The organism is Pseudomonas sp. FG98 (genome assembly GCF_057808595.1).
In genome coordinates, this window is record NZ_JBMDIJ010000032.1 from 48,807 (window position 1) to 62,443 (window position 13,637).

At 65.2% G+C, this 13,637-nt stretch carries 12 protein-coding genes; 11 read left to right on the forward strand and 1 reads right to left on the reverse strand.

Annotation, left to right across the window (positions count from 1 at the left end):
* Window positions 1-26 precede the first annotated feature (26 nt).
* Window positions 27-1,430, forward strand: a complete 1,404-nt coding sequence (locus ACODSK_RS18705; protein ID WP_489018126.1) for an amino acid permease — start codon at window positions 27-29, stop codon at window positions 1,428-1,430.
* Window positions 1,431-1,531: 101 nt separating this feature from the next.
* On the forward strand, window positions 1,532-2,749 hold the full coding sequence (locus tag ACODSK_RS18710; protein WP_489018128.1) for a DUF3422 domain-containing protein: 1,218 nt from the start codon (window positions 1,532-1,534) through the stop codon (window positions 2,747-2,749).
* Between the two features lie 116 nt (window positions 2,750-2,865).
* On the opposite strand, the gene ACODSK_RS18715 is transcribed toward ACODSK_RS18710, so the two are convergent.
* Window positions 2,866-4,284: an amino acid permease gene (locus ACODSK_RS18715; protein ID WP_489018130.1), complete on the reverse strand. Its 1,419-nt coding sequence runs from the start codon at window positions 4,282-4,284 to the stop codon at window positions 2,866-2,868.
* A 457-nt stretch (window positions 4,285-4,741) separates the two neighbouring features.
* Between ACODSK_RS18715 and ACODSK_RS18720 the strand changes: the two genes are divergently transcribed.
* The 9 genes from ACODSK_RS18720 (at window position 4,742) to ACODSK_RS18760 (ending at window position 13,555) form a co-directional block, all read left to right on the forward strand.
* Window positions 4,742-6,169 (forward strand): aminotransferase-like domain-containing protein, encoded by a 1,428-nt coding sequence (locus ACODSK_RS18720; protein ID WP_489018132.1) that lies wholly within the window; start codon window positions 4,742-4,744, stop codon window positions 6,167-6,169.
* Between the two features lie 276 nt (window positions 6,170-6,445).
* Window positions 6,446-6,916, forward strand: a complete 471-nt coding sequence (locus tag ACODSK_RS18725) for a FecR domain-containing protein (RefSeq protein ID WP_489018134.1) — start codon at window positions 6,446-6,448, stop codon at window positions 6,914-6,916.
* A 101-nt stretch (window positions 6,917-7,017) separates the two neighbouring features.
* Window positions 7,018-7,773 (forward strand): class I SAM-dependent methyltransferase, encoded by a 756-nt coding sequence (locus ACODSK_RS18730; RefSeq protein ID WP_489018136.1) that lies wholly within the window; start codon window positions 7,018-7,020, stop codon window positions 7,771-7,773.
* A gap of 349 nt (window positions 7,774-8,122) precedes the next feature.
* Entirely contained in the window at window positions 8,123-8,974 is an 852-nt protein-coding gene (locus tag ACODSK_RS18735; RefSeq protein WP_489018138.1) for an STAS domain-containing protein, read from the forward strand.
* Window positions 8,975-8,977: 3 nt separating this feature from the next.
* Window positions 8,978-9,340 carry an STAS domain-containing protein gene (locus ACODSK_RS18740; RefSeq protein ID WP_489018140.1) on the forward strand — a complete coding sequence of 121 codons (363 nt, stop codon included), beginning with the start codon at window positions 8,978-8,980 and terminating at the stop codon, window positions 9,338-9,340.
* Window positions 9,337-9,741 carry an anti-sigma regulatory factor gene (locus ACODSK_RS18745; RefSeq protein ID WP_489018142.1) on the forward strand — a complete coding sequence of 135 codons (405 nt, stop codon included), beginning with the start codon at window positions 9,337-9,339 and terminating at the stop codon, window positions 9,739-9,741. The genes ACODSK_RS18740 and ACODSK_RS18745 overlap by 4 nt, the downstream gene beginning before the upstream one ends.
* Window positions 9,732-10,757 (forward strand): ATP-binding protein, encoded by a 1,026-nt coding sequence (locus tag ACODSK_RS18750; protein ID WP_489018143.1) that lies wholly within the window; start codon window positions 9,732-9,734, stop codon window positions 10,755-10,757. Before ACODSK_RS18745 ends, ACODSK_RS18750 begins: the two co-directional genes overlap by 10 nt.
* Window positions 10,750-11,622, forward strand: a complete 873-nt coding sequence (locus ACODSK_RS18755; protein ID WP_489018145.1) for a sensor histidine kinase — start codon at window positions 10,750-10,752, stop codon at window positions 11,620-11,622. The genes ACODSK_RS18750 and ACODSK_RS18755 overlap by 8 nt, the downstream gene beginning before the upstream one ends.
* Complete coding sequence (locus ACODSK_RS18760; protein ID WP_489018146.1) at window positions 11,612-13,555, forward strand: response regulator; 1,944 nt, start codon at window positions 11,612-11,614, stop codon at window positions 13,553-13,555. The genes ACODSK_RS18755 and ACODSK_RS18760 overlap by 11 nt, the downstream gene beginning before the upstream one ends.
* Window positions 13,556-13,637 lie beyond the last annotated feature (82 nt).

Genomic DNA, 13,637 nt, shown 5'->3' on the forward strand with positions numbered 1-13,637 from the left:
ACTAGAACAACAAGAGAGGTTCGATCATGCACACGTCTTCCGCACGCCCGGAGGCAGCCGGGCACCTGCAGCGCACCCTGGAAAACCGCCATATCCAGCTGATCTCCATCGGCGGGGCAATCGGCACCGGGCTGTTCATGGGCTCCGGCAAGATCATCGCCCTGGCCGGCACCTCGATCATCCTGGTCTACGCCATCATCGGGTTCTTCCTGTATTTCGTGATGCGCGCCATGGGCGAGCTGCTGCTGTCCGACCTGCGCTTCAAGTCCTTCGCCGATATCGTCGCCGCCTACCTCGGGCCACGGGCCGGCTTCGTCCTCAGTTGGTCGTACTGGCTGAGCTGGAGCGTCGCGGTGGTCGGTGACGTGGTGGTGGTCGCCGGCTTCATGCAGTACTGGTACCCGGACCTGCCGGCGTGGATGCCGGCGTTCTTCACCCTGTTCCTCCTGCTGGGCCTGAACATGCTGGCGGTGCGGATCTTCGGCGAGGTCGAGTTCTGGTTCGCGATCATCAAGATCATCGCCATCGTCGCCCTGATCCTCACCGCACTGGTGATGATCGCCACCGCCTTCACCTCGCCCAACGGCGTGCAGGCGAGCCTCTCGCATATGGTCACGCCCGGGGCGATCTTCCCCCACGGCCTGAGCGGCTTCTTCGCCGGTTTCCAGATCGCCGTGTTCTCCTTCGCCGGCACCGAACTGATCGGCACCACCGCCGCCGAAGCGAAGAACCCGGAGCGCACCCTGCCCAAGGCGATCAACACCATTCCGGCGCGGATCCTGCTGTTCTACATCCTTGCCCTGGTGTGCATCATCAGCGTGGTGTCCTGGGCCGAAGTGCCGGCCAACCGCAGCCCCTTCGTCGAACTGTTCCTGCTCGCCGGCTTCCCCGCCGCCGCCGGGATGATCAACTTCGTGGTGCTGACCTCGGCCGCCTCCTCGGCCAACAGCGGCGTGTATTCCGGCTGCCGCATGCTCTTCGGCCTGGCCGAGCGACGCAATGCGCCGGGGATCTTCGGCCGTCTGTCGCGGCTTAGCGTGCCGGTCTACAGCCTGCTGTTCTCGGGGATCTGCATGTTCGTCGGGCTGACCCTGCTGTTCGTGATTCCCGAGGTGATGACCGTGTTCACCCTGATCTCCACGGTGTCGGCAGTGCTGGTGATCTTCACCTGGTCGATGATTCTCGCTGCCTATATCGCCTATCGCCGGGTCAACCCGGCCGCCCACCAGCGCTCCGCCTTCAAGATGCCGGGTGGCGTGCCCATGGCAGCGGCGACCCTGGCCTTCCTGCTGTTCGTCCTGTCGTTGCTGGCGCTGGAAGCCGATACCCGCGCGGCCTTGCTGGCGATGCCATTCTGGTTCGTCTTCCTCCTGCTGATGTACCGCCGCCGTGGCCGCCAGGCAGGCGCTGCACTGGCGGACAACGGCTGATCCCAGCCTGCGACATTTCGCCCGGGTCACAGGACGTGACCCGCCGGTCACCCGTGGTTGTCTTTCTCTGAAGACAACAATCACAACATCAGGGTTGACCCATGCATCCCCAACGCACCGCCTTGCACAACGAGCTGCACGCCCGCCCCTCGTTGTATTTCGACGCCCCGGCGCATGTCTTCCACCTGGCCTTCGTCGGCAGCCCGCAGCAGTGCGATGACCTGCTGCGGCGCTGCTGCCCCGATGCGGGCAATACCGACGCGGTGCAGGGCATCACCCGCTTCGATGGCTGCCCGTTCAAATGGGAGCGGCATTCCGAGTTCTTCACCCTGACCCTGGTACGTCCCGCCAGCGACCACGCGCCGGACTGGAGCGAGCTGCCCGCCGCGCTGGCCGACGCCATCGCCCCCTGGCGCGAGCTGATCATCAATGCCATGCAGGTGCTGGTGCGCGAGGAAGACGGCCTGCAACTGGCGCGCTACGGCTTCAAGGACCCCGCCGGCTCCAGCGTCGGCGGCGGTGATGCGGTGGTGTGGAGCGACTTTCGCCTGGACGACCAGGGCAGCAACCGCCTGCTGTTCGTCAATCGCCGGCTCAATGCCTACCGCCTGGGGCGGATGATCCGCCGCCTGCTGGAAATCGAGACCTACCGGATGATGGCGTCCCTGGCCCTGGGCACCGCCAAGGAACTCGCGCCGCAACTGGATGGCTTCGACCGTGGGCTGGTCCAGCTGTCGCAGCGCAATGCCGGGGCCAGCGGGGTACAGGCCAAGGTGCTGCTGGAAGATATCGCCGAGCTGTCACGCCAGGTAGTGGCCGCCACGGTGAAAAGCCGCCACCGCTTCAGCGCCACCCAGGCCTATGCGCAACTGGTGTTCGAGCGCCTGGCGGAACTGCGCGAGGGGCATGTCGGCGATTGCCAGCGGTTGGGGATCTTCATCGAGCGGCGTTTCAAGCCCACCGTGCGCTATTGCGCAGCGACGGAGCAGCGCCTCGATCATCTGGCCAAGGGCGTGGCCAACCTCGGCGACCTGTTGCAGGCGCGGGTGCAGGTGGAAATGGAGGAGCAGAACGCCGGGATCCTGCACAGCCTGAATGCCCGCGCGGAATCGCAGATCAAGATCCAGCGGGCGGTGGAAGGCCTGTCGATCATCGCCATCACCTATTACCTGCTGAGCCTGTTCAAGCTGTTCTATGCCGGGCTGGATACCCTGGGGGCACATATTGCGCCGCGGGATGCCCTGGTCGGGCTGGCGCCGGTGGTGGGCTTGATCCTGGGGGTGATCCTGTTGCGGATCAGGAAGGCCAAGCAGCATTGAGGGTTTGATGCAGGCGGAGAACCTGTGGGAGCTGGCTTGCCAGCGATTGCAATGGTGAATTCACAGCAGCAATCGCTGGCAAGCCAGCTCCCACAGATTTAGCGGCGCCTATGTGATCAAGCGGCCTGCTTCAGCGCCCGCTGATGCACGATCACACCGATCAGCGCCACGACGATCGCCGCAGCACCGGTGGAGATCACCAGCACCTGGTACTCCTCGACGAAAGCCATGGTCACCAGGCAGCCGACGATGAACACGATGCTCAGGTAGGTCAGCCACGGGAACAGCCACATTTTCAGGCGGATCTGCTTGCCCTCGGCTTCCAGCTTGCGGCGCATCTTCAGCTGCGAGCAGGCGATCACCAGGTAGACCAGCATGGCGATCATGCCGGTGGTGTTCATCAGGGTGTCCAGCACGTCCTTCGGACGCAGGGCCTCGTTGAAGTTGATCAGCGCGCAGAAGATCGCGATGGCGCACGAGCCGATGATGGCGAACACCGGTACGCCGGTGCCGGCACGGGTCATCTTGAAGATCTTCGGTGCATCGCCACGGGTAGCCAGGGAGAACAGCATGCGCGAGGCGGTGTAGTGGGCCGAGATCAGGCAGCTGCTGACCGAGGTCAGGACCACGAAGTTCATCACGAACTCGGCGCCGGGAATGCCCAGCAGTTCCAGGGTACGGCGGTACGAGCCATAGCCCGAGGTGCCCATCAGCGGGTCGTTCCATGGCACCAGGCAGACGATCAGGAAGATCGAGCCGATGTAGAACAGGCACACGCGCCACACCACCGAGTTGGTCGCCTTGACGATCTGCCCGGCCGGGTCTTTCGACTCGGACGCAGCGATGGTGACGATTTCCGCACCGAGGAAGGCAAACATCGCACCGAGCATCGCCACCACTACCGACTCGATGCCGTTGGGCATGAAGCCGCCGTGGGCGGTCAGGTTGGCCATGCCGCTGACTTCACCGGTCGGCCACAGGTTCATCACTGCGGCGGTGCAGACCACCAGGAAGCAGACGATCGCCACTACCTTGATCAGGGCGAACCAGAACTCGAACTCGCCGTAGTGCTTCACATTGAAGAAGTTCACGCAGATCAGCGCCAGGGTCGCCATCAGCACGAAGCTGTTGATGCTGACGGACGGGAACCAGCCGTGCAGGATCTTGCCCGCGACATAGGCCTCCCAGGCCATCAGGATCACCCAGTAGCCCCAGTACAGCCAGCCGATGGTGAAGCCCGCCCAGCGCCCGATGGCACGTTCGGCGTAGGTGGAGAAGGAGCCGGTGTCCGGCGAGGACGTCGCCATTTCGCCGAGCATGCGCATGATCAGCACCACCAGGATGCCGCCGGCCAGATAGGCCAGTACTGCGGCCGGGCCGGCGCTGTGGATCACGCTGCCGGAACCGACGAACAGTGCACCGCCGATCACTCCGGCGATCGACATCATGGTCAGGTGGCGCGATTTGAGCGAAGCCGCCAGCTTGCTCTCATGCTCCGACTTCGCTGCCGAAGTCGATGTGGATGTTGCGTCCATCAGTGGTCTACCCCGTGTTCTTTTTATCCAAGGAAAAACTCGACAGGGGCGCGGCATGACGTCGCGCCCCCTGTTGCATCAGCTGCTCTGATTCGACGTGCACGACACTGCCCGGGCCGACGAACGGCTAAGTGCTGGGCAGTCAGTTGTCGTGCTCAGGCTCGTCCGCTAAGCCTGAAAGTTACTGCGAAGGCACTGTCGGCAACGCTTGCGGGCGCGGCGGACAGCGAGTGAGACGCGGAGAATGATCCCCGCCTCGGGAATTCATGGTTCGACGAGCGGTTGTTCATGAAGCTTCACGGCTTTGATCTAGCGGTAACTGATACCTAATGTAAAAATGTCCGGCCTCAAGAGCCATGCACAGTGCCCACTGATTGTCACTGCACTGTACAGGTCGTCATTGCAATACAGCGCATGCGCGGCCGGCGTTACGCTCACCCGAAGGCACCGTTTTCCCATGTTCGAACTCCGCCCCGACGCCTCGCCTCCCCTGGTCAACCAGATCATCAACGGACTGCGCGAAGCGATCGAGAACCAGACCCTCAAGCCCGGCGCCAAGGTGCCGTCGATCCGCGCGTTCGCGGCAAAGTACTCGGTGAGCACCTTCACCGTGGTCGAGGCCTACGATCGCCTGGTGGCCCAGGGCCTGCTGGTCAGCCGCGGCACCGCCGGCTTCTTCGTCAACCGCGCCGCCGGCGACCTGCTGGAGGCCCAGGCCAGCGAGCCGGACACGGCCAAGCCGGCGTTCAATTCCGAGTGGTACCTGCAACAGATCTTCGAAAGCCGCCAGCTGGCGTTCAAGCCCGGCTGCGGCTGGCTGCCCAACGACTGGATGTTCGAGGACGGCCTGCGTCGCGGCCTGCGCCAGGTCGCCAGCAGCGTGCTGGAACTGAGCGGCTACGGCGACCCGATGGGCCTGGCCGAACTGCGCACCCTCACCGCGCAGAACCTGCAACAGGACCTGCGCATCGTCGTGCCGCCGAACCAGCTGATGCTCACCCACGGCGCCAGCCAGGCCCTGGACCTCGCGGTACGCACCCTGGTGCGCCCGGGCGACGTGGTGCTGGTGGACGATCCCGGCTACCCCAACCTGATGAGCATCCTGCGCTTCCAGGGTGCGACCCTGGTCGGCGTACCGCGTACCCCCAACGGCTACGACCTCGATCACCTGGAGCGCCTGCTCGACCAATACCGACCGACGGTGTTCTTCACCCAGCCGCACCTGCACAGCCCGACCTGCACCCGGACCCCGCTGGTGCAGCTGCACCGCCTGCTGCAACTGGCCAGCCAGCACGGCTTCCGCCTGGTGGAAAACCACCTGTACGCCGACATGATCGAAGAACCGCTGCCTTGCCTGACCAGCCTCGACCACCTGCAGCAGGTGGTCTATGTCGGCAGCTACTCGAAGAGCATCTCGCCCAACGTGCGGGTCGGCTACATGCTGGCCAACCCGGAAACCATGCAGCAGCTGCTGCAACTGAAAATGCGCTCGGGCCTGACCACCTCCCAGGTGATGGAGCGGGTGGTGTATGCCGCGATCACCGACGGCCGCTGGCGCAAGCACCTCAAGCGCCTGCGCCAGCGCCTGGCCGAGGCGCACCAGGAAGTGGGCCGGCAACTGGCGCGGCTGGGTTTCGAGCGTTTTATCGACAGCGACGAAGGCATGTACATCTGGACCCGCCACCCGGCCATCCCGGACAGCGCCGCGCTGCTCGACGATGCGCTGGACCAGGGCATCATGCTCGGCCCCGGGCAGTTGTTCATGGTCGACAGCCAGGCCACCGGCTGGATGCGCTTCAACGTGGCGTTCAGTACCGAACCGGCGTTGTGGGAGCAACTGGAGAAGTTGCTGGTCAAGCATGTGCGGGCGGTGAAGGATCGTTAGTCCTGCTGTGCCTTCACCGGCCTCATCGCCGGCAACGCCGGCTCCCACAGGCCCCCGATCGACCGCCTGATTCAGGCCCGACACAAAACCTGTGGGAGATTCTATGGCGGCAGGCAAGCAGATTGATCTTGTGACTGCTGGCCTCATCGTCGGCAAGCCGACTCCCACAGGGTTCCTGGCCCGCCATCGTACCTGCGCCCGGCGCGGTCTCTGTGGGAGCTGGCATTGCCAGCGATGAGGCCCGCAAGAACACAACAGATGGTCTAGGGTTGTGCCATGTCCCGCTCAACCTACAACCGCATCACTGTCCTTATCGGCATGGTCGCCCTGATCGCGGCCTCGGCCCTGCTCGGCCTGCCCTACTGGCGTGAAGAGTTCGCCCTCGCCGACCTCAGCACCGGCAGCGGCCAGTCGCACAGCGAACGGCTTGCCGACGGCAGCCTGCTGACCCTGGCCGAAAGCTCCTCGGTTACCCTTCAGTTCAACGAAGATCCCCACCGGATTCACCTGATCGCCGGCCAGATACTCCTGGAGGCCGGCCCTGCCCCGCTCCAGGTCATCACCCCGCAGACCCGCATCGATACCCACGACGCTCGCCTGAAGGTCGAGTACTCACAAGGCACCACCCGCATCAGCCAGTTCGCCGGCAGCAGCCGGGTCGGCGATCAACTGACCCTGAATGCCAACCAGCAGGTGCAGGTGACCGACGGCGGCATCGAGCCAGTCCTGCCGACCCCGTCGCAATAAAGGCAGTTCCTGTCGCCCGGGGCAGAAAAAAGTCGAATGTCCGCAGCCGCCGCGCCGCGCTACGATCGCCGGATCCAAAAAGAAAGACAGAGGCCGGTTTCATGACAAGCACCCTTTTCAAGGATCACTTCTCCAGCGGCTCGGCCGGCTACGCGGCCTACCGACCGAGCTACCCCCTGGAGCTGATCGACGAGCTGACCAGCATCAGCCCCGACACTGGCCGGGCCCTGGATTGCGGCTGCGGTACCGGGCAACTGTCGGTGCTGCTGGCCGAGCGTTTCGACGAAGTCATCGCCACTGACGCCAGCGCCGCGCAGATCGCCGCCGCCGAGCCCCGCGAGGGCGTGGTCTACCGCACCGCACCGGCCGAGGACAGTGGCCTCGAAGCCAACAGCGTCGATCTCATCACCGTGGCCCAGGCCGCCCACTGGCTGGACCTCGACAAGTTCTACGAAGAAGCCCGGCGCATCGCCCGGCCCCAGGCGGCCATCGCCCTGATCACCTACGGCGTGCTGCACCTGGAAGGCGAGCTGGACCGCCACCTGCACACCTTCTACTACCAGACCATCGCCGCCTACTGGCCGCCGGAGCGCCGCCATGTGGAAACCGGCTACCGCGACCTACCCTTCCCCTTCACCCCGATCGAGGTGCCGCCGCAGGTCATCGAGATGCGCTGGACCCTGGCGCAGTTGATCGGCTACCTGAATACCTGGTCGGCGGTGAAGGCGGCGGAAAAGGCCCTGGGGGTCAATCCGGTGGATGAGCTGGCCAGGGCGCTGGCGGAGGAATGGGGCGATCCGGCGACCAGGCGGCTGATCACCTGGCCGCTGACCATCCGCGCCGGGCGGATTGACTGACACCTCGACAACCTCTTTGTCAGTGCCGAACTCATCGCTGGCAAGCCAGCTCCCACAGGGGCTGCGGCGACACCGAACCCTGTGGGAGTCGGCTTGCCGACGATGAGGCCAGCAATCACAGCCTCAATTTTCTTGTCTGCCACCATGGCATCTCCCGACAGGCTTTTCGGCAAGCCGCAAAAATCTGCTCAACTCCCCTCTCCCCCCACGGAACCATTTGCCCAGCGCAAGGATCGGAGTTCCATTCCCCCTGATACTGGCAATACGCCCAGCAGTTTTCCCGGACAGTGCTACTGTCCAGAAGCCGGCAACCCGAAGAACCGGCTCATTTCCCAGGAGCGACACATCGATGGCAGCACTCAGTTCCAGCACGCTTGAAGCGATCCAGGCACAGCGCACCCAGTTGCTTGCCGACTGGACCAGGGACCTGGAGGACAAAGGCGCCACGCGCAATCTCAAGGAACAGGACCTGCAGCAACAGACCACGGAGTTCCTGCAACTGCTGATCGCCGGCCTGGAGACCAAGACCGGCGAAAACATCAGCACCACCGGCTGGGACGAAATCCGCCAGTTCCTCGAAAAGCTCTCCCACAGCCGCGCCCTGCTCGGCCACGATTCGCACCAGACCGCCTACTTCATCTTCGCCCTCAAGGGCCCGTTGTTCGCCCTGCTGCAACGGCACTTCAGCGACGAACCGGCGGCCCTCGCCGAACAGCTCTGGGTGATCTCGGAACTGCTCGATTCCCTCGGCATGCACACCATCCGCACCTTCCAGCGCTCGCGCGAGGCGGTGATCAAGCGCCAGCAGGAAGAACTGCTGGAACTGTCGACCCCGGTGGTCAAGCTGTGGGACGGCATCCTCGCCCTGCCGATGATCGGCACCCTCGACTCCCAGCGCACCCAGGTGGTGATGGAGTCGCTGCTGCAACGCATCGTCGATACCGGCGCCGAGATCGCCATCGTCGATATCACCGGGGTGCCCACCGTGGATACCCTGGTGGCCCAGCACCTGCTCAAGACCGTCACCGCCATCCGCCTGATGGGCGCCGACTGCATCATCAGCGGCGTACGCCCGCAGATCGCCCAGACCATCGTCCACCTCGGCCTCGACCTGCAAGGCATGACCACCAAGGCCAACCTGGCCGATGCGCTGAAACTGGCCCTGTCGCGCCTGGGCATCAACGCCGTCAAAGCGGGCTGAGCCATGGACCGTATCCCCATCCTGCAAATGGGCGAGTACCTGCTGGTGACCATCCAGGTCGACATGCATGACCAGCTCGCCCTGAACCTTCAGGAAGACCTCTCCGAACGCATCAGCCGCACCTCGGCCAAGGGCGTGCTGATCGATATCTCGGCGCTGGACATGGTCGACTCCTTTATCGGCCGGATGATCGGCACCATCTCCGGGCTGTCGCGGATCATGGACGCGCAGACCGTACTGGTAGGCATGCAGCCGTCGGTGGCGATCACCCTGGTCGAGCTGGGTCTGACCCTGCCCGGGGTGAGCACCGCGCTGAACGTCGAGCGCGGCATGCAGAAACTCCGTGACCGGGTGGAACGCTCATGAACCTGCGCAGCAGCGGTACCCAACCGGTGCGCCTGGAACAGGACGTGGTCCTGGCCCGGCAGACCGCGCGCAAGCTGGCCACCGAGCTGGGCATGCGCCTGATCGACCAGACCAAGCTGGTCACCGCGGTCAGCGAGCTGGCGCGCAACACCGTGGTCTACGGCGGCGGCGGCGACATGGACTGGCAGGTGCTCGACGATATCGGTCGGGTCGGCCTGCGCCTGAGCTTTCGCGACCAGGGCCCGGGCATCCCGGATATCCGCCTGGCCCTGACCGACGGCTGGACCTCCGGCGGCGGCCTGGGCCTGGGCCTGACCGGGGCCAGGCGCCTGGTGGACGAATTCGACCTGCAAACCGCGCCCGGCGAGGGCACCTGCGTGACGATTACCCGATGGACTTGAGCGTTGATGGATCGCCGACCCTGGTGCTGGCGATCGAAGAAGCATCCCAGGTCGGCCATGCCCGACGCAGCGCGCAGAAACTGGCGCAGCAGCACGGCTTCAACGAAAACGATGCCGGGCGGGTCGCGCTGGTCACGACCGAGCTGGCCAGCAATGTGCTCAAGCACGCCGGTCGCGGCGAGCTGCACCTGCGCCTGCTGCCCCACCCCGACGGCATCGGCATCGAGGTGCTGGCGGTAGACCGCGCCGCCGGTTTCGACCGCGCTACCTGCATGACCGACGGCTATTCCAGCGGCGGCACCCAGGGCATCGGCCTTGGTGCGGTGGAGCGCCAGGCCGACGCCTTCGACCTGTATACCGACGAGCGCGGCACCGTGCTGCTGGCACGTTTCTATCGCGATGGCGGCTTCGGCAAACGCAAGCGCGATGTGCGCTACGGCCTGAGCCAACACTCGCTGCACAACGACCCGGCCTGTGGCGACAGCTGGTACCTGGCGTTTCGCGGCCAGCGCCTGACGGCACTGGTGCTCGACGGCCTTGGCCATGGTGTGGAAGCCGAGGAAGCCGCGCTCGCCGGGCGCGACGCCTTTGCCCGCGAGCCCTTTGCCGCAGCCGACCGGCTCATTGCGGACATGCACGAAGCAATGAGCCGCACCCGTGGCGGCGCGGTGGGCATCGCCCAGTTCGACGCAGCCAGCGACAGCCTGCAATTCACCGGCATCGGCAATATCGCCGCCAGCCTGATCAGCCCGGAAAAGACCCGCGGCCTCACCTCGCACCCCGGCATCGTTGGCGCCCAATACCGCAAGACCCAGACCTTTGACTATGCTGCCGTGAACGGAAACCTGCTGATCCTGCACAGCGATGGCCTGCAATCGCGCTGGAATCTGCGCGACTACCCCGGCCTGGTGCACTGCCATCCGGCAGTGATCGCCGCCGTGCTGCACCGCGATTTCAGCCGTGGCCGCGACGACGTGACCGTTCTGGTGGTGGCCCTGGAGACCGTCGATGACTGACCTGTCCAATCTCAATGCCGAACAGCGCGCCCTGTTCGAGCGCCTGCAAGGCGAAGCCGAGGCCTTGCGTGCCGAACTCGACGAAACCAACCAGGGCGTGCTGGCCCTCTACTCCGAACTGGACACCCAGGCCGAGCAACTGCGCCAGGCCTCGGACCTGAAAAGCCGCTTCCTGTCCTACATGAGCCACGAGTTCCGCACCCCGCTGGGCTCGATCCTGAGCATCACCAGCCTGCTCGCCGACGAACTGGACGGACCGCTCAGCCCCGAGCAGCACAAGCAGGTGGCCTTTGTCAGCAACGCCACCCGCGAGCTCAGCGACATGGTCGACGACCTGCTCGACCTGGCCAAGATCGAGGCCGGGCGCATCACCATCTCGCCGGGCTGGTTCGACATGCTCGACCTGTTCGCCGCCCTGCGCGGCATGTTCCGCCCCATCGTCAACAGCAGCAATGTCGACCTGATCTTCGAGGAACCCAGCGGGCTGCCACGGCTCTATACCGATGACAAGAAGCTGGCGCAGATCCTGCGCAACTTCATTTCCAACTCGCTGAAATTCACCACCAGCGGCGAGGTGCGGGTTTCGGCCAGCCTGGAGGGCAGCGAGTGGATCCGCTTCGCGGTGAGCGATACCGGCATCGGCATCGCCCCGGAACTGCACGGCGCCCTGTTCGAGGACTTCTCCCAGGTCGACTCGCCGTTGCAGAAGCGCCTGCGCGGCACCGGCCTCGGCCTGTCGCTGTGCAAGCGCTTCGCCGAGCTGCTGGGCGGCGAGGTCGGGGTCGACAGCGAGCCGGGTGTCGGCTCGACCTTTTTCGTGATCATCCCGCTGGCCGTGGCCACGGAGGCAGTCGATGAAACGTGATCTGCGCCTGCTGATCGTCGACGACAACATCGCCACCCGCTACGCCCTGCGCCGCCGTCTCGACCGTCAGGGCTACACGGTGCTGGAGGCCGGCACCGGCGGCGAGGGCCTGGCGCTGATCGAGCAGGAGCGCCTCGATGCGCTGATCCTCGACGTCAACCTGCCGGACATGAGCGGCTTCGATATCGTCCGCAACCTGCGCGCCGACCCGCGCACCGCCCTGCTCCCGGTGATCCACGTGTCGGCCGCGTCGATCCAGACCGGCGACATCATCACCGGCCTCGATGCCGGCGCCGACGCCTACCTGATCCACCCGATCGATCCCGACGTGCTGCTGGCCACCCTGCGCACCCTGCTACGGGTACGCGATACGGAAAACGCCCTGCGCGAAAGCGAGGCGCGCTTCCGCGAGATCTTCACCAACGTCTCCGCGCCCCTGGCCGTGCTCGACGCCAACCTGACCATCCACGAATGCAACCAGGCCTTCGCCCAGTTGCTCGAAGGCACCAGCAACCCGCAGACCGTGCGCGAGTGCCTGGACGACAACGACGGCTCGGTGATCGGCGAACTGCGCCTGCGCCTGGCCGATGGCGAACGCTGGAAAGGCACGCTGAACATGCGGGTCAAGGGTGAACTGCGCGAGACCGAGTGGCAGATCTCGCCCTACCGCACCCCCGGTTCCAGCCTGGTGTTCGTCGAGGATGTCACCGAACACCGTCATCGCGAACGCTCGCACCAGGCCCAGCTGGACGACGCCACCACCCAGCTGGCCAAGGAAGTCGCCGAACATGCCCGGACCGAAGAGCAACTGCTCCAGGCACAGAAGATGGACGCCCTGGGCAAGCTGACCGGCGGTATCGCCCACGACTTCAACAACATGCTCACCGGGATCATCACCAGCCTCGAACTGATTCGGAAACAGGCCGGCGTACAAACCTCGCCGAAGCTGCAGATCTACGCCGAGGCCGCGCTCAATTCCGCCACCAGCGCGGCGTCCCTGACCCACCGCCTGCTCGCCTTCGCCCGCCAGCAGCCGCTGGATACCCGGCCGGTGGATATCAACGAGCACGTGCGCTCGCTGGAAGACCTGCTGATCCGCACCATCGGCGAACGCATCGTGCTCAAGCTGGAGCTGACCAACCAGCCGGCCATCGCCCTGGTCGACCCGGTGCAGCTGGAAAGCGCCGTACTCAACCTGGTGATCAACGCCCGCGATGCCCTGCCCCAGGGCGGGCATATCTGGATCAGCACTTATGCCGCGTACTCCCGTGGCAACCCGAAGATGCAGGATGGCGCCTATGTCTCGCTGTCGGTGCGCGACGACGGCATTGGTATCGATCACAGCGTGATCGACAAGGTCTTCGAGCCGTTCTTCACCACCAAACCGCTGGGCCAGGGCACCGGGCTCGGCCTGTCGACCATCTACGGCTTCGCCCGCCAGTCCGGTGGTGACGCGCATATTCGCAGCGTGATGGGCCGAGGTACCGAGGTGACCCTGCTCCTGCCTGCCGCCGGCGAAGTACCCGACCTGCCACCCGAGCCGCAGGACAGCGTCGATCCGCAGGGCCAGGGCGAGCACATCCTGATCGTCGAGGACATGGCCTCGGTGCGCCTGTTCGTGAGTGAAGTGCTGCTGGATGCCGGTTACCGCTGCACCACGGTGGAAAGCATCGAGCTGGCCCTGGAGCACCTGCAGAAGGATGCCTCCATTGACCTGCTGCTCACCGATGTCGGCCTGCCGCGCATGAGCGGCCGCGAACTGGCGGATGTCGCCCGCGGCTGGCGCGCCGGGTTGCCGGTGCTGTTCATGACCGGCTATGCGCAGACCGCCCTCAATCGCCAGGCGTTTCTCGCGCCGGGCATGGACATGCTGTTCAAGCCGTTCCAGATCGGGGAGTTGCTGGAGAAGGTGCGGCGGGTGCTGGGTGGGTGATGGAGTCAGGTCGACGCGGTCGAGGTAGGAGCTGCTTTAGCTGCGAAGGACCGCGTCAGCGGTCCCAAAACCATCCCGCACG